Origin of the sequence: Ligaoa zhengdingensis (assembly GCF_014384885.1) — a bacterium.
Taxonomy (GTDB): domain Bacteria; phylum Bacillota; class Clostridia; order Oscillospirales; family Ruminococcaceae; genus Ligaoa; species Ligaoa zhengdingensis.
The window spans coordinates 35089-60223 of the sequence record NZ_JACRST010000014.1; the positions used below are offsets into that span (position 1 = coordinate 35089).

Annotated in this window: 22 protein-coding genes; 20 read left to right on the plus strand and 2 right to left on the minus strand. The window is 59.7% G+C overall.

The window, feature by feature from the left end; translation table 11 throughout:
* Window positions 1-26 precede the first annotated feature (26 nt).
* A complete protein-coding gene (locus H8711_RS09355) occupies window positions 27-1742 on the plus strand; it encodes a phospho-sugar mutase (protein ID WP_343274529.1) in 1716 nt (571 codons plus the stop codon).
* A gap of 118 nt (window positions 1743-1860) precedes the next feature.
* Here the strand turns inward: H8711_RS09355 and H8711_RS09360 are convergent, their stop codons facing one another.
* Window positions 1861-2787, minus strand: coding sequence for a LysR family transcriptional regulator (locus H8711_RS09360; protein WP_249283208.1), 927 nt, complete (start codon window positions 2785-2787; stop codon window positions 1861-1863).
* A gap of 245 nt (window positions 2788-3032) precedes the next feature.
* On the opposite strand from H8711_RS09360, the gene H8711_RS09365 reads away from it, so the two are divergent.
* Window positions 3033-4223: an iron-containing alcohol dehydrogenase gene (locus H8711_RS09365; protein WP_249283209.1), complete on the plus strand. Its 1191-nt coding sequence runs from the start codon at window positions 3033-3035 to the stop codon at window positions 4221-4223.
* A 117-nt stretch (window positions 4224-4340) separates the two neighbouring features.
* On the opposite strand, the gene H8711_RS09370 is transcribed toward H8711_RS09365, so the two are convergent.
* The gene (locus H8711_RS09370; RefSeq protein WP_249283210.1) at window positions 4341-4817 is read right to left on the minus strand and encodes a hypothetical protein; all 477 of its coding nucleotides are present in this window, start codon (window positions 4815-4817) and stop codon (window positions 4341-4343) included.
* 445 nt (window positions 4818-5262) lie between these two features.
* Between H8711_RS09370 and H8711_RS09375 the strand changes: the two genes are divergently transcribed.
* From H8711_RS09375 to ftsZ, 18 genes are all read left to right on the plus strand, one after another.
* Entirely contained in the window at window positions 5263-5985 is a 723-nt protein-coding gene (locus H8711_RS09375) for a DUF554 family protein (RefSeq protein ID WP_249283211.1), read from the plus strand.
* 195 nt (window positions 5986-6180) lie between these two features.
* Window positions 6181-6444 carry an HPr family phosphocarrier protein gene (locus tag H8711_RS09380; protein WP_249283212.1) on the plus strand — a complete coding sequence of 88 codons (264 nt, stop codon included), beginning with the start codon at window positions 6181-6183 and terminating at the stop codon, window positions 6442-6444.
* An 84-nt stretch (window positions 6445-6528) separates the two neighbouring features.
* Entirely contained in the window at window positions 6529-8415 is a 1887-nt protein-coding gene (gene uvrC, locus H8711_RS09385) for an excinuclease ABC subunit UvrC (RefSeq protein WP_249283213.1), read from the plus strand.
* Between the two features lie 65 nt (window positions 8416-8480).
* A complete protein-coding gene (rsmD, locus tag H8711_RS09390) occupies window positions 8481-9032 on the plus strand; it encodes a 16S rRNA (guanine(966)-N(2))-methyltransferase RsmD (RefSeq protein WP_249283214.1) in 552 nt (183 codons plus the stop codon).
* Window positions 9029-9517 (plus strand): pantetheine-phosphate adenylyltransferase, encoded by a 489-nt coding sequence (coaD, locus tag H8711_RS09395; RefSeq protein ID WP_249283215.1) that lies wholly within the window; start codon window positions 9029-9031, stop codon window positions 9515-9517. Before rsmD ends, coaD begins: the two co-directional genes overlap by 4 nt.
* A gap of 2 nt (window positions 9518-9519) precedes the next feature.
* Window positions 9520-9972 (plus strand): ATPase, encoded by a 453-nt coding sequence (locus H8711_RS09400; protein ID WP_249283216.1) that lies wholly within the window; start codon window positions 9520-9522, stop codon window positions 9970-9972.
* Window positions 9973-10282: 310 nt separating this feature from the next.
* The gene (gene mraZ / locus H8711_RS09405) at window positions 10283-10702 is read left to right on the plus strand and encodes a division/cell wall cluster transcriptional repressor MraZ (RefSeq protein ID WP_249283217.1); all 420 of its coding nucleotides are present in this window, start codon (window positions 10283-10285) and stop codon (window positions 10700-10702) included.
* An 18-nt stretch (window positions 10703-10720) separates the two neighbouring features.
* Entirely contained in the window at window positions 10721-11644 is a 924-nt protein-coding gene (gene rsmH, locus H8711_RS09410; protein WP_249283218.1) for a 16S rRNA (cytosine(1402)-N(4))-methyltransferase RsmH, read from the plus strand.
* A 65-nt stretch (window positions 11645-11709) separates the two neighbouring features.
* A complete protein-coding gene (locus tag H8711_RS09415) occupies window positions 11710-12195 on the plus strand; it encodes a hypothetical protein (RefSeq protein ID WP_249283219.1) in 486 nt (161 codons plus the stop codon).
* Between the two features lie 152 nt (window positions 12196-12347).
* Window positions 12348-14630, plus strand: coding sequence for a penicillin-binding transpeptidase domain-containing protein (locus H8711_RS09420; protein WP_249283220.1), 2283 nt, complete (start codon window positions 12348-12350; stop codon window positions 14628-14630).
* A 66-nt stretch (window positions 14631-14696) separates the two neighbouring features.
* Window positions 14697-16151 carry a UDP-N-acetylmuramoyl-L-alanyl-D-glutamate--2,6-diaminopimelate ligase gene (locus H8711_RS09425; protein WP_249283221.1) on the plus strand — a complete coding sequence of 485 codons (1455 nt, stop codon included), beginning with the start codon at window positions 14697-14699 and terminating at the stop codon, window positions 16149-16151.
* Between the two features lie 39 nt (window positions 16152-16190).
* Window positions 16191-17558 carry a UDP-N-acetylmuramoyl-tripeptide--D-alanyl-D-alanine ligase gene (locus H8711_RS09430; protein WP_249283222.1) on the plus strand — a complete coding sequence of 456 codons (1368 nt, stop codon included), beginning with the start codon at window positions 16191-16193 and terminating at the stop codon, window positions 17556-17558.
* Window position 17559: 1 nt separating this feature from the next.
* Entirely contained in the window at window positions 17560-18570 is a 1011-nt protein-coding gene (gene mraY, locus H8711_RS09435; RefSeq protein ID WP_249283223.1) for a phospho-N-acetylmuramoyl-pentapeptide-transferase, read from the plus strand.
* 209 nt (window positions 18571-18779) lie between these two features.
* Complete coding sequence (gene ftsW / locus H8711_RS09440) at window positions 18780-19958, plus strand: putative lipid II flippase FtsW (RefSeq protein ID WP_249283224.1); 1179 nt, start codon at window positions 18780-18782, stop codon at window positions 19956-19958.
* A gap of 27 nt (window positions 19959-19985) precedes the next feature.
* The gene (gene murG / locus H8711_RS09445) at window positions 19986-21113 is read left to right on the plus strand and encodes an undecaprenyldiphospho-muramoylpentapeptide beta-N-acetylglucosaminyltransferase (RefSeq protein WP_249283225.1); all 1128 of its coding nucleotides are present in this window, start codon (window positions 19986-19988) and stop codon (window positions 21111-21113) included.
* Window positions 21114-21301: 188 nt separating this feature from the next.
* Window positions 21302-22558 carry a UDP-N-acetylglucosamine 1-carboxyvinyltransferase gene (gene murA / locus H8711_RS09450; protein WP_249283226.1) on the plus strand — a complete coding sequence of 419 codons (1257 nt, stop codon included), beginning with the start codon at window positions 21302-21304 and terminating at the stop codon, window positions 22556-22558.
* A 31-nt stretch (window positions 22559-22589) separates the two neighbouring features.
* On the plus strand, window positions 22590-23774 hold the full coding sequence (locus tag H8711_RS09455; RefSeq protein WP_249283227.1) for an FtsQ-type POTRA domain-containing protein: 1185 nt from the start codon (window positions 22590-22592) through the stop codon (window positions 23772-23774).
* A 172-nt stretch (window positions 23775-23946) separates the two neighbouring features.
* A complete protein-coding gene (ftsZ, locus tag H8711_RS09460) occupies window positions 23947-25122 on the plus strand; it encodes a cell division protein FtsZ (RefSeq protein ID WP_249283228.1) in 1176 nt (391 codons plus the stop codon).
* The last annotated feature ends 13 nt before the right edge of the window (window positions 25123-25135 follow it).

A 25135-nucleotide genomic window follows, 5' to 3' on the forward strand; every position in this document is an offset into this window, starting at 1 on the left:
CTCCGCGCAAGCGGCTCAGGAGGTATATGATGGACGAAAAAGCATTGTATCAAAGATGGCTCGAGCTGGCGGTGGACGACCCCGACCTGCACCGGGAGCTCAGCGAGATCGCGGGCAGGGAGGAGGAAATCTTTGACCGCTTCTACCGGGAATTGGAGTTCGGCACCGCCGGACTGCGCGGCGTGATCGGCGCGGGAACCAACCGCATGAACATCTACACCGTGCGCAAGGCCACCCAGGGCCTGGCCATGATGCTCAAGGAGCGCTCGGACGCCCCCATGGTCGCGATTTCCTACGATTCGCGCATCAAGTCCGACCTGTTTGCCAGGGAAGCTGCGCGCGTGCTGGCGGGCAACGGCGTTAAGGCGTGGCTCTATCCCGAGCTGATGCCCACCCCGGCGCTCTCCTTCGCGGTGCGCGAGCTGCGCTGCCAGGCGGGTATCATGGTGACCGCCAGCCACAACCCTGCCAAATATAACGGCTACAAGGCCTACGGCGCGGACGGCTGCCAGCTCGGCACCGAGGAATCCGCCCGTGTGCTGGAGCACGCAAACAGCGTGGACTTGTTCACCGGCGTCAAGCTGGCCGATTACGACGAGGCGCTGCGCACCGGCATGATCGAATTGATCGGCGAAGAGGTGGTGCAGAGCTTTCTCGACCACGTGCAGGCCCAGGCAATCCGCAAGGGCATCTGCGAGCGCGCCGGCCTCAAGGTGGTTTACACTCCCCTCAACGGCGCGGGCAACCGCTGCGTGCGCTCTATCCTCGACCGCATCGGTGTGAAGGACGTGGTGACAGTGCCCGAGCAGGAGAAGCCGGATGGCAACTTCACCACCTGCCCGTTCCCCAACCCCGAGATCCGCGAGGCGTTGCAGAAGGGGCTCGACCTGTGCGAAAAGGAGAATCCCTCCATCCTGCTGGCCACCGACCCCGACTGCGACCGCGTGGGCATTGCGGTGAACCATCACGGCGAATACATTCTGCTCACCGGCAACGAGGTGGGCGTGCTGCTCACCCACTATATCGCCACCAGCCGCACCGAGCTGGGCACCATGCCCAAGGATCCGATCGTGGTCAAGACGATCGTCACCACATCGATGGTCAATAATATGGGCGAGGACCTCGACATTCAGGTGATCGACATCCTCACCGGCTTCAAATACATCGGCGAGCAGATCGCGCTGCTCGAGGCCAAAGGCGAAGAGAACCGCTTCCTGCTCGGTTTTGAGGAGAGCTACGGCTATCTGTCGGGCACCTATGTGCGAGACAAGGACGCGGTGGTCGCCTCCATGCTGATCTGCGAGATGACCGCCTACTACAAGGAGCAGGGCATGACCCTGGTGGACGCGCTGCAAAAGCTGTATGAGAAATACGGCGTACATAAGAATGTGCAGTCCAACTTCTACTGCGAGGGCGCCAGCGGGATGCAGCGGATGGCTGAGCTGATGAACTCGCTGCGTACCGATCCGCCCAAGGCGCTGGCCGGCCTCAAGGTGGTTGCGGTGGCGGACTACGAAACCTCGGTGAAAAAGCGTGTGGACGGCGGCGAGACGCCGATCACCCTGCCCAAGTCGAACGTGCTTTCGTACGACCTCGAGGGGGATTGCCAGGTGGTGATCCGTCCCTCCGGCACCGAGCCCAAGATCAAAGCTTATTATATGGTGAAAGCGGACACCCAGCAGCGCGCGGATGAGATTGCGCAGAAGCTGGTGGCGGATGTCACCAGCTTGCTGGGTTTCTAAGCGAAAAGAAGCTCTGCCAATCCCGGTGGCACAGCGCTGGCTGCGCTCCGCAGAAGAAAGACAGAAAAACAGCCCCCGTATCTAATTTCGATGCAGGGGCTGTTTTTTTATGTTGTCCTTATCCATGAATACTGTCGATCTCCCGCCGGATGCGATCGATCAGCGCGCGGCCGTGTTCGCCGATCGGCCGCTTGCGCGGATAAGCGATCACATCTTTATTCGAGAGGTCGGCCAACGCGCAGTGGCGCAGCACCAGGCCGTTGCGCTGAACCACCTCGTCGGGCATGGGGGAGACCCAGAGGTAGCTGCCCCGCACCTGGCGGAGCAGCTCAAACTGGCTGCCGCGATCGTAGATATATAGCCGTTTGGAGGGGCTGCTGAAGCTGGCGTCCTTGTTGATTTGAGAGAAGGAGAGGGAGGGCACCTGGAAATCGCCGTGCACAATCTCGGTGAATCCGCTGAGCATGTGGTAGGGCACATCGTCGTAGTGGGCCAGCGGATGCGTTTCGGACATCAGCAGCATCATTTTAAATTCCCATAGGGGCTCGTAGTCCAGCTCTTGTTCCCGCAGCAGATGGACAAAGTACCGCTCGTAGATGGTCTGGAACCGGACGATTGCAAAATCCGATTCCCCGCTCGCCACATCGTTTACCGCTCCCATCGAGCTCGTCTCTTTGTAGCGCAAATCGACATGAGGCTCGTTTACGAACCGGCCGGCAAAGGCCGCGAAGGCGGTGGATACATACGAGGCGCGCGGCACTGAGACACATAGTTCCACGGCGTTGTCGGGGCGCGGTTTGTAAAGGCTCTCCAACTCATCCACCTGGGAGATGATCGTATGTGCGTAGGAGAGGAATTCGGCGCCTTTGCGGGTCGGCTCCACCCCGCGTGAGGTGCGCTTGAACACCGTGATGCCGATTTCACTCTCCAGTTCCTTGATGGCTTTGCTCAGGTTGGGCTGCCCCATATAGAGGTTTTGCGCGGCTTTGGTGATCGAACCGGTGCGTTCGACCTCAAGGAGATATCTGAGGTGGGTCAAATTCATTGGCAGGTTCCTCCTATGCAGATTCCGATATACCCGATATTGATATTTTACATTACCCGTGCGATAAAAACAATGATAAAATATTAACAAAGAGGGCGAAATCCCCTCTTTTCCGGCGGAAAGCGACAAAATATCCATCGCTGTGACGCCCCTGCGCACCCCGTCGGGGGTTACGGCGTTCGGGTATTGCTGGCCGGCGGTATTCGAAGGTTCCATCTGACGATTATATATGGGAGGAATTGTTTATGGCACGGTTTACATTACCGAGAGATCTGTATCATGGTTCCGGTTCTCTGGCGGAACTCAAAAACCTGAAGGGCAAGCGGGCTATCGTTGTTGTGGGCGGCGGTTCAATGAAGCGCTTCGGCTTTTTGGACAAATCGGTCGATTACCTGAAAGAGGCCGGCATGGAGGTGCGCCTGTTTGAGAATGTCGAGCCCGACCCGTCGGTGGAGACGGTGATGAAGGGCGCGGCTGCCATGCGCGAGTTCCAGCCCGACTGGATCGTCGCAATGGGCGGCGGTTCCCCCATCGATGCGGCCAAGGCGATGTGGGTGTTTTACGAGTACCCCGACACCACCTTTGAGGAGATCATCCAGCCGTTTTCCTTCCCGACGCTGCGCCAGAAGGCGAAGTTTGTCGCCATTCCCTCCACCTCCGGCACTGCGACTGAGGTGACCGCGTTCTCGGTCATCACCGATTATGCGAAGGGCATCAAATATCCGCTGGCCGATTTCAACATCACCCCGGATGTGGCGATCGTCGATTCCGACCTGGCTCAGACCATGCCTGCAAAGCTGACTGCGCACACCGGCATGGACGCCCTGACCCATGCGATCGAGGCGTATGTTTCCACCCTGCACTGCGACTACACCGATCCTTTGGCGCTCAAGGCCATCGATATGGTGTTCCGTTATCTGAAAGCGTCCTATGACGGCGATAAGAAGGCGCGCGAGAGCATGCACAACGCGCAGTGCCTGGCCGGCATGGCCTTCTCCAATGCTCTGCTGGGCATCGTGCACTCGATGGCGCACAAAACCGGTGCGGCCTACAAAAACGGCCACATTGTACACGGTTGTGCCAACGCCATGTATCTGACTAAGGTGATCAAATTCAACGCGAAAAATCCCGAGGCAGCCGAGCGCTATGCCGAAATCGCCAAGTTTGTCGGCTTGACCGGCGGCACCACCGCTGAGTTGGTGGACGCCCTGTGCAAAAAGATCGACGACTACAATGTGCAGCTCAACATCCCGAAGTGCATCAAGGACTATGAAAACGGCATGGTGCCGGAGGATGAGTTCCTGGAGAAGCTGCCGAAGGTGGCCGAGCTCGCCATTGGCGATGCCTGCACCGGTTCCAACCCGAGAATCCCCACCCAGGAGGAAATGGAGAAGCTGCTGAAGTGCTGCTATTACGGCACTGAAGTGGATTTCTGATCCTGTTTCTCAATCTATTTTTGTACGGGCTCCCCGTTTTCCCCTATTGGTGGAAAGCGGGGAGCTTTTTAGATAAAAAGCGGCCGGCGCCCCCCAAGAGCACCGGCCGCTTAACGGTTAGGCTTTCTTTTTCTTTGTTCCCTTGCGCTGCCATGCCCCGACAAACAGGTAGCAGAGGATGGCGAACACCACGCTGAACAGGCAGACCACAAAGGATGTGTAGTTGAAAATCTGTCCGATGAACACCAGGGCAACCACCATGACGCCCAGATAGACCTGAAACGCGGTGGCCATAGCCCGTTGGCTGCGCCTCGCTGCATCCTCGTCCGGGATTTCTGCGGCCGCCGCCGCGAGCTTTTCCCGGTTGGACATCATCAGCAGCGCTTTGACAGCGGAGCCGATACCAAAGACCAACAGGGCGATGCCCATGCCGATCACGTAGGCCTTATAAAAATCGAATAGCCCGCTGTGTGGGGAGGAAAACCACCATGCCAACACGGCCGCACCGAACAGCGCGACGACCAGGTAGGCGGCTAGCTTTATCAGCAGCTTCTTTCTATATTGTACCACGCGTGAATCCTGTGAATCTCCCATTGAACAACACTCCTCCAAATCACCGTTTCCGTCTGGGCCGCATCCTGCGGCAGACAAAAGAGAATAACGGTCTTAGTATAGCCAAATTTGCCGCTTTTTGCAAGGAGAGCGCAATCCCACTCGAGCGGGCCGCAACTTGACTACTGGTAGAATAAACCATCGATGTGAAGCGGATATTCGTAGGATGTGACAAAATTGTGAATTTATGATGGTGGTTTCGCCCAATTCTATGTCGCATCTGGGGCCGAAAAAACAAAAATGCGATCGGTTTTCGCCGAATTTTTGGATTGTAAAAAACAGCTTCATCTTGTATAATTACGGTTGAGGTCCGCTTTTTGAGGAGCCTTGATTTCTGTTGTTTCGTCGAGGAAATTTGCCGCTGGATGCATGGCCTACACCCAACGGGAACAGAATACATATGATGGCAGTAGGGAGCAGATGTGGTGTGACAGGTACAATCGTCAATACATTAGCCATTCTCGTCGGCGGCGCGCTCGGCCTTTTGATCAAGCGCGGCGTCCCCAAGCATATTGAAAATTCCGTGATGATATCGCTGGGCGTGGGTATCGTGATTGTGGCGCTCAACGGGGTGATCGCCTCGATGTTCACCGCCTCGCCCGAGGGAAAGCTCTCGGACAGCGGCGGTTTGCTGCTCATCGTCAGCCTGGCGCTGGGCACCCTGGTGGGGGAGCTGCTGCGCATCGACGACCACCTGAGCAATCTCGGCATGAAGATCGAAAATAAGCTGGGGGTCGCGGGCTTCGCCAAGGGGTTCATCAGCGCTTCTCTGATCTTCTGCGTGGGCGCTATGTCGATCATCGGGCCGCTCAACGACGGCCTGCGGGGGGACTCCAGCGTGCTGTTCATCAAGAGCGCGCTCGACGGGACCACCTCGCTGATTTTGGCCTCCACCCTGGGGGTTGGCGTATTGTTTTCGGCGGTGCCGGTGCTGGTCTATCAGGGCGCGGTGGCGCTGCTGGCCGGCGTGCTCACCCAGGTGGTGTCCGACAGCCTGCTGTCGATGATCTGCATGGTGGGATATGCGATTGTTCTGTGCATCGGCCTCAATTTTGTGGGCTGTGCCAAAATCAAGACTGCGAATCTGCTCCCGGCGTTGCTGGTTCCGGTCGTGTATAATATGCTGATTATGTTGAAAACTTTATGGTGAACATAGACAAATGAGCCGCTCCGTATCATTACGTATCTATAAAAACAACAGAAAATCGGGAAAATCCGGCAAACGGGCCGGAAATTCCGTTGACGAAACTTACCAGTATGTTATAATAAGGATATTGAATCGGACACACTGTCGCGCGCCGAACACGAATCACATAGAAACTGATCGATTGGGAGAGTATGAATTATGTTTGTGAAAGATGTAACCGTTCAGAATCAGGTTGGCCTGCATGCGCGTCCCGCAACCTTTTTTATTCAGAAGGCAAATGAGTACAAATCTTCCATCTGGGTAGAAAAGGAAGAGCGCCGGGTCAATGCGAAGAGCTTGCTGGGCGTTTTGTCGCTGGGTATCGTCGGGGGCACCGATATCCGTATCATCGCCGACGGCCCGGATGAGCAGGCTGCGGTGGAAGGGCTCATCAAGCTGATCGAGTCCGGTTTTACCGAGTGAGATTGACAACAGGGGAAAAGGTTAGATCTGCTGCAACATGCGCGCTGTCAGTTATGGCAGCGCGTTTTTTGTCCCAAGGGAGGTGTGGAACGATTGAACAACGACCGTTTGCCGTGGCTGCGCGACAAGGTGAAAAAGCTGCCGCTCGACCCCGGCTGTTACATCATGAAGGACAAGGCCGGTAAGATCATCTATATCGGCAAGGCCAAGGCGCTGCGCAACCGCGTTTCCAGCTACTTTCGCAGCGTCGAGAAGCATACCGAAAAGGTCTACCGGATGGTGGAATCGGTCTACGACTTTGAATATATCGTCACCGCGAGCGAATTCGAGGCGTTGGTGTTGGAGTGCAGCCTCATCAAGGAGTACACGCCAAAATACAACATTCTGCTCAAGGACGACAAGGGCTATTCCTATGTGAAAATCTCCCCCGGTCCGTGGAGCCGCATCACCGCCGAAAAGCAGCGCACAGACGACGGCGCAACCTACCTGGGTCCCTACACCTCCTCGTTTGTGGTCAGCCAGACGGTGGACGAGGCTAACAAAATCTTTTCGTTGCCCACCTGCACCCGGCGTTTTCCGCAGGAGTTCGGCAAGGGGCGGCCCTGCCTCAACTTCCACATCAAGCAGTGTATGGGGGTCTGCCGGGGGCGGATCAGTGAGGAGGACTACGCCCAGACGCTGGCCGCTGCGGTGGATTTCGTCAAAAGCGGCAGCACGCAGGCGCTCGATCAGCTGCGCGCCGAGATGAACACGGCGGCGGGGAACCTCGAGTTCGAGAAGGCCGCCCGCCTGCGCGACCGCATCCGCGCCATCGAGCGCATCACCGAGCGGCAGAAAGTGTTCAACACCCGCGCGGACAACCAGGACATTGTGGGCTTCGCCCAGGTGGACCGGCTGACCTGCGCGGCGGTGCTCAAGTTCCGCAACGCACGGCTGGTGGACAAGGACGATTACATTTTCACCGATGCGGGGACGCTGCAGCAGTTCCGGGCGGAGTTCCTTGCCAGCTATTACAGCACCCGGACCGACCTGCCCAAGGTGGTCAGCGTGGACGGCGAGTTCGACGACATGGAGATGACCGAGCGGTATCTCACCAGCCGGGCGGGGCACAAGGTCTCCCTGCACATCCCCAAGCGCAGCGAGGGGTATCAGCTGGTGGAGATGGCGCGCAACAACGCCGCCCAGCGCCTGTCGCACGAGACCGGGCGTACCGGGCGGGAGGTGGCCGCGCTGGATGAACTGGCGCGCCTGCTGGGGCTGTCCGCGCCGCCCACCTACATCGAGGCGTACGATATCTCCAACATCGGCTCGGACACGATGGTGGCGGGTATGGTGGTATTTGAAGATGCGCGCCCCAAAAAGGACGCCTATAAGAAGTTTTCGATCAAGACCCAGTTTACGCCGGACGATTACGCCTGTATGCGCGAAGTGCTCTCCCGCCGGTTCCAGCGCTACTTCGAGGAACAGGAGACCGGCCGCGGGTTCGGCCGCAAGCCCGATTTGATCCTGTTGGACGGCGGCAAAGGGCACGTCGGGGTGATCCGGCCGCTGCTCCGTGAGATGGGGCTGGGCGATATCCCGGTGTTCGGCATGGTCAAGGACGACAAGCACAAGACCCGCGCCATCGCCGAGGACGGCGGGGAGATCGCCATCCATTCCCACCGCACCGCCTTCACGCTGGTCTCCAAAATCCAGGAGGAGGTGCACCGCTTTTCCATCGCTTACTCCCGCAGCAAGCACAAGGCCACCGCGTTTGAGCTGGCGCTCACCCAGGTGCCGGGCATCGGCGAAAAGCGCGCCCGGGAGCTGTTCCGTCACTTCAAGACGGTGAAGGCGATGAAGGCGGCGAGCATGGAGGAGCTGGCGCAGGCCCCCGCCATGACCGAAAAGACGGCCGCCGCGCTCTACCGTCATCTGCACGAGGATGAAGCGCCGGAAGGGAATTTACAGTTGACACCGGATAAAATATAACCGATAATAAATAGAAATTGATAGCCCGTCCCACGGCGCGGGCTTTCCGAAACGGGGGAACCGCGATGAGAGTCATTACAGGTACGGCGCGGGGCCGAAAGCTGGTCACGCCCGAGGGGCTGGATACCCGGCCCACCACCGATATGGTCAAAGAATCGATCTTTTCCATCATACAGTTTGAAATCATGGGCGCGCGGGTGCTCGATCTGTTCGCCGGCTCCGGCCAGTTGGGCATTGAGGCGCTCTCCCGCGGGGCCCAGTCGGCCGACTTTGTGGACAGCGACCGCCGCGCGATCACTGCGGTGCGCCAGAATCTGGACAGCACCGGCTTTGCGGACCGCGCCAGGGTCTATCCGATGGAGGCGCAAACCTACCTCTCCGGCGCGGCCGGACGGTACGACATCGCCTTCCTCGATCCGCCCTACCATCACGGGCTGGCGGCCCAGGCGCTGCCTGAGGTGGCCAAACGGATGGAGAGCAGCGGCGTCATTGTGTGCGAGACGCAGCGGGACGAGGAGCTGCCGGAGGAGGTGGGCGGGTTCCGCCTGTACCGGACCTACCGCTACGGCAAAATCATGCTGCATGTTTACCGCGGCCGAGAGGAGGAAGAAGCATGAGATTGGCCGTCTGCCCGGGCAGCTTCGACCCTATCACCAAAGGGCATCTCGACATCATCAACCGCGCGTCCAAGCTGTTCGACCGGATCATCGTGCTGGTGGTGGTCAATGTGGAAAAACACCCCAGTTTTACCACCGAGGAGCGGGTGGAGCTGATCCGCCGCGCGACCGCTGGCATCCCCAACATGGAGGTGGATACTTTCTCCGGCCTGCTGATGGACTATGTGCGGGATAAGAACGCGGTGGCCATCGTCAAGGGCCTGCGTGCGGTGACCGACTTTGAATATGAGTTCCAGATGGCGCTGATCAACAAAAAGCTCAATCCCAGTGCTGACACGCTGTTTTTGACCACGGCTGCTGAGAACATGTATCTGAGCTCCAGCATCGTCAAGCAGATCGCCTCGTTCGGCGGCGACATCGCCGACTTCGTGCCGGAGGAGATCGTGGAGGACGTGAAGTGCCGGCTGTGCCGGAAGGAGGAATGAAGATGAATGTGGAAGAGATCTTAGATATCTTGGATGAAATGATCGACCGCGCGTGGAATCTGCCGATGACCGGTGGGCGCTGCGTGCTCGATGCGGACAAGGTCCGCGACCTGATCGACGATATCCGTTCCAACCTGCCGCCCGAGATCGCGCACGCGAAAAAGATCGTGGCCGACCGCACCGAAATCATCGCGGAGGCCAAGCGTGAGGCGGAGGGGATCGTGCGCCGCGCTGAGGAGCGCGCTAAGGCGCTGGTCGACCAGTCGGAGATCACCCGCCAGGCGCAGCAAAAGGCGCAGGAGATGGTATCTCAGGCGCAGATGAAGGCGCGCGAGATGCGCCAGGCGTCTCAGGAGTTTGCGGATAAGGTGCTCAAAAACACCGAAGAGGGTCTGGCAAGGGGTCTGATGGAGGTCAAAAATACCCGGCAGGCGCTGCGCGGCGGGAAAAAATAGCCCACACGGAACGCCGACAAAATAGAATGAACGCAACGATGAAACCGCATGATGACAGGATGCGGTTTCTTTTTTTGCTGCATTTTGGCAGAACTGGAGGTGAAACAAGGGAAAACAAAACGAAGGAGCAAGAGGATATGGGAAAATATTACATTGCATCCTGAATTTGTAGAAAAAACACGCCAAAAAGAAAATATTTTCATTGCATTTCTAGTAGGAACTCGTTATAATAGAACTACGGTGGCAAGAAGTGTCATCAAGTGGGGTAAAAATCCTAAAATAAATCCTGCAGAGCAAGGCGGTGGGGAAGGTGCTGATCGGAAAATACGCGCACAGCTTGGACGCGAAGGGCCGAGTCAGCTTTCCCGCCAAAATGCGCGAGGACATGGGCGACCATGTTATTCTCACCCAGGGGTGGGAGCGCTGCCTGTTCGTCTATTCACTGGAGGAGTGGGCGCGGCTGGACGAAAAGATCAAGGCCCTGCCCATGAGCAAAGCGGGCAATCTGCAACGGTTTTTGTTCGCCAGCGCGGTGGATGTCGAGCTGGACAAGCAGGGGCGGTTGCTCATCCCGCAGGATCTGCGCGATTATGCGGGGCTCACCAAAGATGTCATGATCACCGGCGTATCGGTTCGCGCGGAGATCTGGGATCGGGAGACCTGGCTGGGCAAGAGCCAAGCCATCACCCCGGAGATGGTGGCGCAGGCGATGGACGAGCTGGGCTTCTGATCTTGCGGGAGGTGCGACATGGAATTCCATCATCAATCGGTGCTGCTGGAGGAGTGCATACAGGCGCTCAATATCCGGCCGGCCGGCGTCTATGTGGACGGCACGGTGGGGGGCGCGGGGCATTCCGTGCAGATCGCCGCGCGGCTGACCACCGGACGGCTGATCGCGCTGGATAAGGATCCAGACGCGGTCCGCATCGCCCGCGAGCGGCTGGCACAGTACCCCGGCGCACAGGTGGTGCAGAGCGACTTCGCCTGCATGACCGATGTGCTCGATTCGCTCGGCATCGACCGGGTGGACGGCATCCTGCTCGACCTCGGGGTTTCTTCCCACCAGCTGGACACGGCGGAGCGGGGGTTTTCCTATCTACAAGACGCCAAGCTGGACATGCGTATGAGCCAGACGGGCGTCAGCGCCTACGATGTGGTCAACACCTATTCCGCCGACGACCTGGCCCGTATCCTGCGGGAGTTCGGCGAAGAAAAATTTGCCTGGAAGATCGCGCAGAACATCGTTAAAGCGCGGGAACAAGGCCTGGTGGAGACGACGCTTCAATTGCTGGAAATCGTCAAGCGGTCGGTGCCCGCTGCTCTCAAGCGGGAGGGTAACCCCGGCAAACGAACCTTCCAGGCCATTCGCATTGCGGTCAACGGCGAGCTGGACAGCCTGTCCGCCGCGCTTGACACCGCGTTCGACCGGCTCAACCCCGGCGGCCGGTTTGCGGTTATCACCTTTCATTCCCTGGAGGACCGCATGGTTAAGCAAAAGTTTGCGGCGCTCACCAAAGGGTGCGTCTGTCCGCCTGATTTTCCGGTGTGCGTCTGCGGCCGCAAGCCGCAGGGCAAGCTGACGCCACGCAAACCGATCGAGCCGTCGGAAGCGGAGCTGGAACGCAACCGCCGCAGCCGCAGCGCGCGCCTGCGGGTAATTGAAAAATTGTAAGGGATCCTGTTGTTAAACTGTTTCAGATAGATTGTTAAACTATTTTTAAAGGGGAGGACGAACAAATGGCTGGCGACAGACAACACAACTCAGCGGTAGCCTATGACCTTTCGCGGTTTGAAGAACACAGCGAGCGACGCACCCTTCGGGTGGTCAAAAACAATCGGCCTGCACCCAGCCTTTTGTTCGGCCTGTCCCCGCTGGCGGTGATCTTCACAGCGGTGATCGTGGTTTCCATCACGGCGCTGTTCATCTATAACAATGTCATGCTCACCGAGATTGGCGCCCAGATCAGTGTGGCAAATCAGCAGTATGCTGAGCTGGAAAGCGAGAACGTGCGGCTGAAAGCCTCGCTGGACAACAAAATGTCCACCAAGAGTATTGAGGAAGCGGCGGAGGACAGGTTGGGCCTGGTCAAGATGGATCGGAACCAGATCGAATACATCAATCTGGCGCCGAACGACGTGGTTGAGGTGGCACAAAAGGACCTGGCGGATGGGAACCTGCTGGAGCGGACGGTCGCCAAAATAAAGGAATACCTTAACCACTGAGAAAATAAGTATGGAGTAAGCTCCGAAAAGAGTTAAGGATTTTGATATTCTTGACTCTTTCTTCATTTTCGGACAAAGCATGTCCAAAATTCGGGCAAAGCCGCCCCGGTTAGACAGGCCGGGTGCGCGGCGGGCAAAGGAGGAATTTCCGCATGGCGGTCACAGGACCGAGTTCTAAAATGAAACGGCGCATGATGGTCTGCATGGCGCTGCTGTGCGTATTTGGCACATTGGGGCTGTTGGTGCGCCTGTTCACCCTCCAGGTGGTGGACGCAGCGCAGTATCAGCGCAAGGCGGCGGAGCAGCAGCTCCGCGAGGCGGATATCTCGCCCAAGCGCGGTTTCATCTATGACCGCAACATGAAAACTCTGGCGAAGAGCGCAACCGTGTGGACGGTGGTGCTCTCCCCCTCGGACATCAGCGACAAAAGGGATTCGGACGGGAACATCGTGCGTTCGGCTGAGGAGCTGCGCTATCTCATCGCGGATGGTCTCTCCGAAATCCTCGGGGTGGACCGGGAGACGATCATCGAAAAGTCCCACCGCAAAACCTACTATGAGATCATCAAGCGGCGTGTGGAGCGCTCGGTGGCCGATCAGGTGCTGGAGTTCGCCTCCGAGAACGACATCACCTGCATCAACCTGGAGGAGGACAACAAGCGGTACTATCCGTATGGCAGCCTGGCTTCCACCGTGTTGGGATTCACCGGCAGCGAGAACCACGGCGCCTACGGCCTGGAGGCCAAGTACGACAGCGTGCTCAGCGGGACGCCCGGGCGGGTCGTATCGGCCAAAAACGCCTGGGGCACCGACATGCCCTTCCAGTACAACAAGATGTACCCGGCGGAGGATGGCAACAGCATCGTCCTCACCATCGACGAGACAATCCAGCACTTTGTGGAGAAGCACCTCGAGACGGCGGTCAAGGAGCACAACGTCCAGGCGCGCGCCACCTGCATTGTGATGGACCCCAACACCGGGGAGGTTCTCGCGATGGCCACCAAGAATGACTTCGACCCCAACGACCCTTACACCATCACCGATCCGCTGGCGCTCGCTAAGCTGGCGGAGCTCGACCCGGAAAGCGACGAGTACGCCGACCTCAAGCTGGAGCTGCAATACGACCAGTGGCGGAACAAGGCGATTTCCGACCCCTATGAGCCGGGTTCGGTGTTCAAGCTGATCACCGCAGCCTCCGCGCTGGAGGAGGGCGCGGTCGATCCCGACCACTTCTCCTACACCTGCAGCGGGTCCATCCAGATCGCCAACAAGCGCATCTCCTGCTGGAAGGGGGCGGGCCATGGAACACAGAACTTCACCGAAATCATGATGCACTCCTGCAACCCGGGCTTCATCACCGTGGGCCAGATGCTGGGGGCGGATAAGTTCACCCAGTACCGCGAGGCGTTCGGTCTGCAGGAGAAAACCGGCATCGACCTGCCGGGTGAGGCGGGCAACGCGGGGCTTTACCACTCCCGCGACCTGATGATGGCCAACAACCCCAGCGTCGAGCTCGCGTCGGAATCGTTCGGTCAGACCTTTAAGGTCACGCCGATCCAGCTGATCACCGCGGTTTCGGCGGTCATCAACGGCGGCAAGCTGATGCAGCCGCACCTGGTCAAGCAGATCATCGATTCGGACGGCAACATTGTGGAGAACATCGAGCCGGTGGTCAAGCGCCAGGTGATTTCCGAGGAGACCAGCCGCCAGGTGGCGCTGATGGCCGAGCAGGTGGTCGGCGGCGTGGGCGGCTCCGGTAAGAACGCCTATATCCCCGGCTATCGCGTGGGCGGCAAGACCGGTACCTCCGAGAAGCTGGACAGCAAGAACGAAGCGGGCGAGGTGGATAAGAGAATCTCGTCCTTCCTGGGCTTTGCGCCCGCAAACGACCCGCAGGTCATCTGTCTGCTGATGCTCGACGAGCCCTATATGTCGAACCCCTTCGGTTCGGTCATCGCCGCGCCGGTGGTCGGCGCAATCCTGAGCGAGACGCTGCCCTATTTGGGGGTGGAACCGCAGTACACCGAGGAGGAGCTCGCCAAGGTCGATATCAAGGTCCCCGACGTGGTCGGCAAGGGCACTTTGGACGCCTACGGCATCATCGGTCCGCTGGGCCTTGAATATGAAGTGATCGGTGAGGGAACAACAGTTATCAAGCAGACACCCAAGGCGCTGACCTCGGTGCCAAAGGGCAGCAAGGTGCTGCTCTATACCGACACGCAGAGCCTCGATGAAATGGTGGAAGTGCCCAACGTGGTGGGCATGACGGCGCAGCAGGCCAATGTGGCCCTGGTGGACGCCAAGCTCAACATCAAGCTGGCGGGCGCGACCGACGGGGTCAACACGGCGGCAAAACAGAGCATCGAGGCCGGCACGCTGGTGGAACCCGGCACCGTCGTCACCGTGCAGTTTATCAGCAATGACACCGCCGACTAGCCGGTTCGGCACAACCAATACGATCCGCCGGGGCAGCAACCGGGCGGGGGAGGAGGCCGCTTGTAAATGAAGCTTTCCAGGCTTTTACAGGGCATTCAGACAGAAAGTCCGTGGCAGGACTGTGAAATCACAAAGGTCACCTGCGACAACCGTCAGGTGGCAGCGGGCGCGCTGTTCGTCTGCATCAAGGGGACTAAATTCGACGGGCATTCCGTCGCGGGCAAGGCGCTCGAGGCGGGCGCCGCCGCGGTGGTCGCCGAGCGGGACCTGGGTTTGCCCCACCAGATTCTGGTGCCAGATACGCGGGAAGCCTACGCCGTCCTGTGCGGCAACTACTGCGGCAATCCGGCGCGATCCCTCAAGCTGATCGGCATCACGGGAACCAATGGGAAGACCACCATCACCTACCTCATCAAGCATGTGCTGGAGGCGGCCGGCAAGAAGGTCGGCCTGATCGGCACCATCCACAACGAGATCGGCGGCATGGATATCCCGGCCACCCACACCACCCCGGACCCGGCTGAGCTGCACGTCCTGTTTTCGCGCATGGTTGCGGCGGGCTGCGAATATGTGGTGATGGAGGTGTCCTCCCATGCGCTAGACCAGCACCGGCTGGGGGGCTGCCATTTTTCGGTGGGGGTGTTCACCAACCTGACGCAGGATCATCTCGACTACCACATCACCATGGAGAACTACTACCAGGCGAAAAAGCGCCTGTTCTCGATGTGCGACACCGCGGTCATCAACCTCGATGATGAATACGGCCGGCGCCTGGCCGGGGAAGTGGGCTGCAAGACGCTCACCTTCTCCACCGAAAGCGACAGCGCCGACTTCACGGCGCGCAACATCGTTCCCTCCGCCACCGGCAGCCGCTTCGCCCTGGTGGGCGACAGCCTGATTGGCCGCGTGAGCTTTTGTATGCCGGGGCGGTTTTCGGTGTCCAACGCGATGGCGGCCGGCGTGGCCTGTCTGGCAGCCGGCGTCGCATTCGAGGACGTGGTGAGCGGCCTGTGCACCTGTACCGGCGTGGTGGGGCGCACCGAGGTGCTGCCCACCGGCACCGAATTTACCGTGATACGCGACTATGCCCACAGCCCGGACGGACTGGAGAAGGTGATCTCCGCCGTCAAGGAGTTCGCATCCGGCCGGGTGATCACCCTGTTCGGCTGCGCGGGCAATCGGGACCGCACCAAACGACCCAAGATGGCGGAGATTGTCTCGCGCCTGTCCGACTTCGTGATTTTGACATCCGACAATCCGCGGGATGAGGACCCGCTTCAGATCATCGACGACGCAAAGCCAGGTCTGCTGGAGCACCCCACCCCCTATCAGATCCTGCCCGACCGCTATGAAGCGATCGAATGGGCGCTGGATTTTGCACAGCCCAACGACATCCTGCTGCTGTGCGGCAAGGGGCATGAGGACTACCAGGTGCTGGGGTTCGGCACCATCTACTTCGACGAAAAAGAAATCGTGCTGCGGCTGCTGGAGGAAAAGCGGCGGCCCGGCGATACGGACTGACAAAAGACCAGCGGGGTTAGCCCGCGAAAGGAGACACCTATGGATATCACCCTATCGCTGTCAGCGATCTGCGAGGCCATCTGTGCCGATCAAAAACTGTTTGGCGATATCAGCTTTGTCACCACCGATTCCCGGCAGGCCTGCCCGGGCAGCCTGTTTGTCGCGCTGCGCGGCGAGCGGTTCGACGGGCATCAGTTCATCGGGCAGGCTCTTGAAAAGGGCGCGCGGTGCGTGGTGGCGGATACGCCGGGGGACTACCCGATGGAGCGGACGCTTCTGGTGGGCAACACCGAACGCGCCCTGCGGCGGATTGCAGCGCTTTATCGCAGCCGCCTGCGCACCAAAATTGTGGCGGTGACCGGCAGTGTGGGCAAGACCTCCACCCGCGACATGGCGGCGGCGGTGCTGTCTTCGGCCTATCGCACGGCCAAAACCCAGGGAAACCTCAACAACCAAGTCGGGGTGCCGCAGACCGTTCTGGCGATCGATAGAACCCACCAGGCCGCTGTGGTCGAGATGGGAATGTCCGGCTTTGGGGAGATTGAAGAGATTTCGCTCTGTGCCTCGCCCGATGTGGCGATCATCACCAACATCGGCGTCTCCCACATGGAGCGGTTGGGCAGCCGCGAGGGCATCTTCCGCGCCAAGACGGAGATTGTGCGCGGGTTACGGCCGGGCGCGCCGCTCATCCTCAACGGGGACGACGACCTGCTGTGCACCTATCGGAATCCCGACTGCGACATCCTGTTGTTCGGTATCGACAACCCGCGGTGTGCGGTGCGCGCCTCGGATATCCAGGACGGTTTGCAGGAAACGCTGTTTGTCATCCACTATGCCGGGGAATGCTATCCGGCGCGCATCCCGGCGCTGGGCCGGCACAACGTGCTCAACGCCCTGGCCGGATTTGCGGCGGGCGTGGCGTTGGGAATCGCGCCCGAACAGGCGGCGCGGGCCCTCGGGGAGTTCGAGGCCACCGGTATGCGGCAAAGGATGGTGACCTGCGGCGGCTTCACTGTGGTCGAGGACTGTTACAACGCAAGCCCCGATTCCTTCCGGGCGGCGCTGCACACCCTGGCGCAGCGCCCATGCGCGGGGCGCCGCATCCTGATCGCGGCCGACATGCTCGAACTGGGTGATATCGCCGCAGAGGCCCACCGCGCGGTGGGCGCACTCGCGGGGGAGCTCGGCATCGACGCGGTGTACACCTTCGGCGAGCTCGGGCGGGAGATCGCCGCGGGCGCGGCCGCGGGCGGCGTGCCGGACGTGCGGCAGTTTACAAACAAGCCGGATTTGGCGGCCGACCTGGCCGCGGCGGCAAAGCCCGGCGACCTGCTCTGGTTCAAGGCGAGCCGGGGCATGAAGCTGGAGGACGTGATTGAGACGGTTTACGAGGAGCGTGGAAAGTGACATGAACGCATTTGTAGTAATTTTGACGGCGGTGATCTCCTTCGTGGTGACATCGGTGCTGGGCATCTGGTTCATTCCGTTTTTACATAAGGTAAAATATGGGCAGCCGATCAACGAGATCGGGCCCACCTGGCACAAAAATAAACAGGGGACTCCGACCATGGGCGGCGTCCTGTTCATCATCGGCATTCTGATCGCCACCACGGCCGGGTACATCACCTACATGTTTCAGAATATCGAGTCGTCCGCCGTTGAGCTCAACAACACCCGGCTGATGGCCGGGCTGATTATGGCGCTGGCGTTCGGATTCATGGGCTTCATCGACGACTACATCAAGGTGGTGCGCAAGCGCAACCTGGGGCTGACCGCCATGCAGAAAATTATCATGCAGGTGGTTATTTCGGCGGCCTACCTGGCAACACTGTATATGCGGGGGGACACCTCCACCGCATTGGTCATCCCGTTTATCGGCCAGCTCGACCTGGGGATTCTCTATTATCCGGTGATGCTGTTGTTCATCATCTTCATGGTCAACGCGGTCAATTTGACCGACGGCATCGACGGACTGTGCGGCTCGGTCACCTTTGTGGTGGCGGCCTGCTTTATGATCCTCACGGGAATGCTGCATTACTTTGAGCTCAACATCCTGGCCACCGCGGTGGCTGGCGCGATGATCGGCTACTTAATCTGGAATTTTCATCCGGCCAAGGTGTTTATGGGGGACACCGGCTCGATGTTCCTGGGCGGCCTCGTGGTGGCGCTTGGATTCGGCGTAGGCCTGCCCGCGTTTTTGATCCCCATCGGTCTGGTATACATCTGTGAGGCGGGCTCGGTGGTGCTGCAGGTGACCAGCTTCAAGCTGACCGGCAAGCGCATCTTCAAGATGAGCCCCATCCACCACCACTTTGAGATGTCGGGGTGGAGCGAGGTCAAGATCGTCAGCGTCTTTTCGCTGACCGCGGCGGTGGGCTGTGTGCTGGCTGTTTGGGCGGTGCGGATGCTGCTGTCGTAACTCTACAGTTGAATGAGGAAGGCGGGCATATCGTTTGAAAGCATTTTCTTCAAACGATGCCTTTGGCGGATGTGCAGGGCGATGTGCGCTGTGTGCACTCGTTCCCCAATGCACAGAAATGTTCTTATCATCCCTTTGCTTCGCGTGATAAGAGCCTGCCTTCCACCAATATTTTGTGCCGACGTGAAGCGGCGGAATGGAGCATGAGTATGGACCAGGCGAGAGCAGGCGGCGCTGCGCGGCCGCGCGGCGGGCGCGAACATGCGATGGAAAAGCCCAAAGTGGCGCGCGGCAGCATCGATGTGACCTTTCTGGTGCTGGTGCTGCTGTTGGTCACCTTCGGCTTGATTATGCTCTTTTCGGCGAGCTATGCCAACGCCTATTATCACAACAACGACAGCTTTTACTATGTCAAAAAACAGATCGTCTGGGTGGCACTGGGTATCGTAGGCATGATCGCCGCCGCACTGTTTGATTACCGCTGGTTCAACAAACTCGCCCTTCCTATCTTTGTTGTCACGCTGCTGCTGCTGGTGATCGTGCTGTTCATGCCGGCGAGTAACGGCGCCAAGCGCTGGATCTGGCTGCCCGGCGGGGGCAGCGTGCAGCCCTCGGAGATTGCAAAGTTCGCGGTGGTCATTCTGTTTGCACGGCTGATCGCTGCCAACCAGGATCGGATGAAGACCTTCCGGTATGGTATCCTGCCGTTCATCACTATCCTCGGCATGGTGGCCGGTTTGATGATTTTGGAGCCCCATCTATCGGGCACCATCCTGATTCTGTCCATCGGCGCGATCATGATGTTCATCGGCGGCACCGATCTCAAATGGTTTGCCATCGCCATCATCTGCGGTGTGGTGGCCATCGGCGTGGTCATCATGATCCCCGGCGTAATCGAATACGCCGCGTCGCGCATCGAGCACTGGCTCAACCCGTTCCTCGACCCGCGCGGCAAGGGCTATCAGACCATCCAGTCGCTCTACGCCATCGCATCGGGCGGCCTGATGGGCCTGGGGCTGGGCAACTCGAGGCAGAAATACCTCTATATCCCCGAGCCGCAGAACGACTTCATCTTCGCCATCGTGTGTGAGGAGCTCGGCTTCGTGGGCGCCGCGATTATCATCATTCTGTTCGCTCTGCTGGTGTGGCGCGGCTTTGTTATCGCCATGAAGGCGCGCGACAAATTCGGCGCTATGGTGGCTGTGGGCCTCACCGTTCAGGTGGGATTACAGGCGCTGCTCAATATCTGCGTGGTGACCAACACCATTCCCAACACCGGAATCAGTCTGCCGTTTTTCTCCTACGGCGGCACTTCGCTGACCATGCTGCTCGCGCAGATGGGCGTGGTGCTCTCGGTTTCGCGGCGCGCTGCGCTGGAGAAGGAATAGCGAACACTTTGGAAAGGAAGGTCCGCAATGAAAATCCTGTTTGCCTGTGGCGGCACCGCCGGGCACATCAATCCCGCCATTGCGGTGGCGCAGCTGATCCGCCGCAAAAACCCGGGTTCGGCGATCCGGTTCGCGGGCAACCCGGACGGCATGGAGGCGCGCCTGGTGCGCGAGGAGGGGTTCGAGTTCGTCCCCATCCATGTCAAGGGCTTCCAGCGGCAGATCTGCTGGCGCAACATCAAGAATAACTGCCGGGCGGTGGCCTATCTCACCACGGCCTCCCGCCGCGCCAAACAAATTTTGGACGATTTTCACCCCGACGTGGTGATGGGGACCGGGGGATATGTCAGCGGCCCGGTGCTGCGCGAGGCGGCGAAGCTCGGGTACAAAACCCTGACCCACGAATCCAACGCGTTTCCCGGTGTGACCACAAAGCTGCTCAGCCGTTATGTCGATAAGCTGTTGCTGGCGGTGCCGGAGGCGGCGGATTACCTGCACCCCCACTGCCAGACGGTGGTGACCGGCAACCCGGTGCGGCAGGATATCATCTTTGCCGACCGCGAAGAGGCGCGCCGCTCGCTCAGTGTGGGGGACCGCATCTGCATCCTGTCGTTCGGCGGCAGCAACGGCGCGCGCGCGGTCAACGAATCGATCGCCAAGCTGATGGCATGGCACTGCCGCACCGGCCGCATCTACCATATCCACGCCACCGGCCGGTTCGGCGTCGATCTGCTGCCGCGCCTGCTGGCGCAGGAGGGGATCGATGATCCGCGCGCTTACCCTAACCTGGATATCCGCGAGTATATCTCGGACATGCCGCGCTGTCTGGCCGCGGCCGACCTGGTGATCTCCCGTTCGGGTGCGCTCACCCTCAGCGAGCTTCAGGCGGCGGGCCGCGCGTCCATTCTGATTCCGTCGCCCAATGTGGCCGAGAACCACCAGTATCACAACGCTATGGTGCTGCAAAAGGCGGACGCCGCGTGCGTGATCGAGGAGAAGGATCTCACCGGGGAGAAGCTGATCGAGACGGTGCAGTCGATGATCGCGGACCCGAACCGCCTGCGGCAGCTCGGGCGCAACGCCTCGAAAATGGCCATCCTCGATGCGAATGAGCGCATCTACGACGAGATCGTGGAGCTGATCGGGCGCAGCTAGCGGCGCCGAAACTATTTCCGCAGCACAGCTTTTGGGTTTTGCCGCGGAAATCAGCTACATAGGAAGATATTGTCAATGATTTGTACCATTCCCTGTGATATACTGGATTTGCAAATCACACATTTTTTGGCCTTGCATAAGATGGTTTATAGCGAAGTGCAGCTTACATCGAATGCGAGGGAGACAATATGCAGAAATATTTGATTCAAGGCGGCAGCCGAATCTCCGGGGAGGTCCGTGTCCAGGGCGCCAAAAACAGCAGCCTGCCGGTTCTGGCGGCCACGGTGGTCTGCTCGGGCGAATCGGTGCTGCACAACTGCCCGGATCTTTTGGATACCGAATATGCGGTGAAAATACTGGAGTATCTGGGCTGCCAATGCCGCCGGGAGGGCGGTTCGGTCATCGTGGACAGCTCCACAGTGTCGCGCTGGGAGGTGCCGGACCGGCTGATGCGGGAGATGCGGTCCTCGATTATCTTTTTGGGAGCGATCGCGTCCCGCTGCGGGCGTTGCCGCCTGAGCTATCCGGGCGGATGTGAAATCGGCCAGCGGCCAATCGACCTGCACCTGCTGGCGCTGCAGCAGATGGGGATGCAGATCACCGAGGATCACGGCTACCTCGACTGCCGGGTGGACGGCGGCTTCAAAGGGGCGAACGTGGTGCTCTCTTTCCCGAGTGTGGGCGCGACGGAAAACGTCATTCTGGCTGCGGTGCTTGCCAAGGGCACTACGGTCATCACCAACGCGGCGCGCGAGCCGGAAATCGCCGACCTGGCCGATTACCTCAACCGGTGCGGGGCGCGGATTTTCGGCGCGGGCGAAGGTACTATCCGCGTCGAGGGGGTGGAAAAGCTCAGCGCATGCGAGCACACCATCATCCCCGACCGCATCGTGGCGACCACCTACCTCACAGCGGCGGCCATGACCTCCGGATCGGTCCGGCTGACCGGCGTGGACTGTCGGCATTTGAGTTCGATCTTACCGCTGTTTGAAGAGGCGGGCTGCGAGGTGCGGCGCCTGCCCAATGAAGTCATCCTGGAGACCAGCCGTCGGCCGCTGCCCATCGGGCTGATCCGCACCATGCCTTATCCCGGCTTCCCCACCGATGCACAGGCGCCCCTGATGGCAATGATGACCATGGCGCGCGGCACGTCGGTTTTTGTCGAAAACATCTTTGAAAACCGCTACAAACACGCCGCCGAACTCCAGCGCATGGGCGCGCACATCAAGGTGGAGGGCCGCGTGGCGATTGTGGAGGGAATTCAGCGGCTGCACAGCGCCGAAGTGGCCGCCACCGACCTGCGGGGCGGAGCCGCGCTGGTTTTGGCCGCGTTGGCCGCCGAAGGCACCACCGAGGTGGGGCGCATCCATTACATCGACCGCGGCTACGACCGCCTGGAACAACAGCTCACCGCGCTGGGCGCGCACATCAAACGTCTGGACTGACAGACAAGGACGAAAAACATGGAGATGGACTATGCAGGACACGCGAAAGAAAAACAGAACAGCGCGGCCCGGCCGGCGGGAGAATGTGTACGAGGCGCAGCAGCAGAGCCGCGCCCGCACGCAGAAGCGCCACAAGCGCAAACGCCGCCGCAGCTACCTTGCGCTCTATCTGACGGTGCTGGTGGTGATGCTCGCCGTCGGGCTGGTGCTGATTTTTACGGTTTTCTTCAAGGTGCTGACCATTGAAACAGAGGGGCTTACCCGCTACGACGAGGATCAGGTGATCGCGTCCAGCGGCATTGTGGAGGGGGTCAACCTGTTTCGGATCAACCGGCCGGCCGTGGAGGAAAAGCTGGTGCAGAGTTACAGCTACTTTGAATCGGTCCATCTACGCTACAAGCTGCCCGACCAGGTGACCATCCAGGTCACCGAAGCTGAGCCGGTGGGCGCAATCCGCCAGGGGGAGACCTTCCTGCTCATCTCCGACGCGGGGCGGGTGCTGGAGTCCGCTGTGACCGAGCCGCCTCCCCAGGTGGTACAGATCAAAGGGTTCAACGCGCTTTCCATCGAGACGGGGGACACCCTGTGGGGGATGCTCGAGCGGATGCAGAAGAGCGCGGAGAAAGCGGCGGCGATCAAGCCCGAGGATACCGCGGAGACGCGCGCTGCCAAAACCGCCACCAAACAGGCCAACGACCAGGTGATCGGCAACATCAAGAGCCGCGTGGCGATGCTCGACGCCTACTTTGCCGCCGCGCGGGAGACAGGGTTCGACGAGACGACGGTTATCGACCTGAGCGACCAATTCAACCTGATCGCCAACCTGGGCGACGGCATCGTGGTGGAGTTTGGGTCTGAGGCCGAGCTCGCCTATAAGATGCAGATGGTGCAGGCGGTGCTGGCGGAACAGGACGAGGGCTTTGAGGGAAGGATCGACGCCTCCAAGCCGGGGCGCGCCGGGGTTCGCCGCATGAGCCGCGAGGAGATGGAGATGACCCCGGATGAATACGCCGAATACCTCTATGAGCAGGCGGCCAGCGCCGCGCCCGAAAACGGGGAGGAAGCAGGGTTGCCCGACGGAGAGGACATCCCCTCCTCACAGCAGGAACCCTCCGCACCATCGGAGGACGAGCCTCCGCCGCAGGCGGAGCCGGAGAGCTCGCAGGAGGAACCTGTGGATGGACTCGATTCCCAGGGTTTGCCTGAAATCTATTGAGAAACCCACAACAGATTGTATTTGTTCGCCATGATATTACCGAATTTGCGGATTTGTTGTGCTATCCTATTGAATTGAGAGCGAAAACATGTTAAAGTGAAATATATATATAAAATGATGATAACAACAGGATTTTACATACTCCATCAAGATTAATAGGGGGAAACCTTGGATGTTTAACAATTTCAGCATTGATATGGAATACGACAATTGCGTGTCGATCAAAGTCCTCGGTGTGGGCGGCGGCGGCGGCAACGCGGTCAACCGCATGATCCAGGCGGGAATGCAGGGGGTCGACTTCGTCACAGTGAACACCGACCACCAGGCGCTGATGTATTCCCAGGCGGCACAGAAGATCCAGATCGGCGAAAAACTCACCAAGGGCCGCGGTGCGGGCGGAGATCCCGACAAGGGTCAGCGTGCGGCGGAGGAAAGCCGCGACGAGATCGCCGCCGCGCTCAAGGGCACCAGCATGGTGTTCATCACAGCGGGTATGGGCGGCGGCACCGGCACGGGTGCTGCTCCGGTGATTGCTGAAATTGCAAAAGAAATGGACATCCTCACCGTGGGCGTGGTGACCAAGCCGTTCCACTTCGAGGGCAAGCGCCGCGCCGAGCAGGCTGAGCGCGGCATCACCGCGCTGAAGGATCAGGTGGACGCGCTGGTGGTCATCCCCAACGAGCGGCTGAAGACCGTCTCGGATCAGAAGATTTCCCTCGCAAATGCGTTTTTGATGGCGGACGATGTGGTGCGCCAGGGCGTGCAGAGCATCTCCGATTTGATCAATGTCACCGGCGTGGTCAACCTGGACTTCGCGGATGTCACCACGGTGATGAAGGACGCGGGCTTTGCGCACATGGGCGTGGGCCGCGCCTCCGGCAAGGACAAGGCCAAGATGGCGGCGCAGGCGGCCATTTCCAGCCCGCTGCTCGAGACCTCGATCAACGGCGCGCGCGGCGTGATCGTCAACTTCACCGTTTCCCCCGATATCGACCTCGAGGAGATCGACGTGGCTTCCTCCATGATCCACGAGGCGACCCATCCGGATGTCAACCTGATCTGGGGTGTCGCATACGACGAGACCCTCAACGACGAGATCAAGGTCACGGTGATCGCCACCGGCTTCGACGACGACCTGATCGAGCTCCCCTATGAATTCCAGACAGCACCGGCGGCGCAGCCAGCCGCCTCGACTTCCCCCCGCAGCAGCGCTGCAACTGCGACACAGGCGCGTCCGGCGGTGCAGGAGGTCGCCCCCACCCCTGTTCCTGAGCCGCTCAAGGCCGAAGAGGACGACGATGACGCCGATTTCTTCGATATTATGAAGATTTTCAATCAGAAAAACTAATTGCGCATAAAAA

Excerpts from the sequence above, each read along its gene's own strand:
- H8711_RS09355 (WP_343274529.1), top strand. The coding sequence starts at position 27 with ATGATGGACGAAAAAGCATTGTATCAAAGATGGCTCGAGCTGGCGGTG.
- H8711_RS09360 (WP_249283208.1), bottom strand. The coding sequence starts at position 2,787 with ATGAATTTGACCCACCTCAGATATCTCCTTGAGGTCGAACGCACCGGT.
- H8711_RS09365 (WP_249283209.1), top strand. The coding sequence starts at position 3,033 with ATGGCACGGTTTACATTACCGAGAGATCTGTATCATGGTTCCGGTTCT.
- H8711_RS09370 (WP_249283210.1), bottom strand. The coding sequence starts at position 4,817 with ATGGGAGATTCACAGGATTCACGCGTGGTACAATATAGAAAGAAGCTG.
- H8711_RS09380 (WP_249283212.1), top strand. The coding sequence starts at position 6,181 with ATGTTTGTGAAAGATGTAACCGTTCAGAATCAGGTTGGCCTGCATGCG.
- rsmD (WP_249283214.1), top strand. The coding sequence starts at position 8,481 with ATGAGAGTCATTACAGGTACGGCGCGGGGCCGAAAGCTGGTCACGCCC.
- coaD (WP_249283215.1), top strand. The coding sequence starts at position 9,029 with ATGAGATTGGCCGTCTGCCCGGGCAGCTTCGACCCTATCACCAAAGGG.
- H8711_RS09400 (WP_249283216.1), top strand. The coding sequence starts at position 9,520 with ATGAATGTGGAAGAGATCTTAGATATCTTGGATGAAATGATCGACCGC.
- rsmH (WP_249283218.1), top strand. The coding sequence starts at position 10,721 with ATGGAATTCCATCATCAATCGGTGCTGCTGGAGGAGTGCATACAGGCG.
- H8711_RS09415 (WP_249283219.1), top strand. The coding sequence starts at position 11,710 with ATGGCTGGCGACAGACAACACAACTCAGCGGTAGCCTATGACCTTTCG.
- H8711_RS09420 (WP_249283220.1), top strand. The coding sequence starts at position 12,348 with ATGGCGGTCACAGGACCGAGTTCTAAAATGAAACGGCGCATGATGGTC.
- H8711_RS09425 (WP_249283221.1), top strand. The coding sequence starts at position 14,697 with ATGAAGCTTTCCAGGCTTTTACAGGGCATTCAGACAGAAAGTCCGTGG.
- H8711_RS09430 (WP_249283222.1), top strand. The coding sequence starts at position 16,191 with ATGGATATCACCCTATCGCTGTCAGCGATCTGCGAGGCCATCTGTGCC.
- mraY (WP_249283223.1), top strand. The coding sequence starts at position 17,560 with ATGAACGCATTTGTAGTAATTTTGACGGCGGTGATCTCCTTCGTGGTG.
- ftsW (WP_249283224.1), top strand. The coding sequence starts at position 18,780 with ATGGACCAGGCGAGAGCAGGCGGCGCTGCGCGGCCGCGCGGCGGGCGC.
- murG (WP_249283225.1), top strand. The coding sequence starts at position 19,986 with ATGAAAATCCTGTTTGCCTGTGGCGGCACCGCCGGGCACATCAATCCC.
- murA (WP_249283226.1), top strand. The coding sequence starts at position 21,302 with ATGCAGAAATATTTGATTCAAGGCGGCAGCCGAATCTCCGGGGAGGTC.
- H8711_RS09455 (WP_249283227.1), top strand. The coding sequence starts at position 22,590 with ATGCAGGACACGCGAAAGAAAAACAGAACAGCGCGGCCCGGCCGGCGG.
- ftsZ (WP_249283228.1), top strand. The coding sequence starts at position 23,947 with ATGTTTAACAATTTCAGCATTGATATGGAATACGACAATTGCGTGTCG.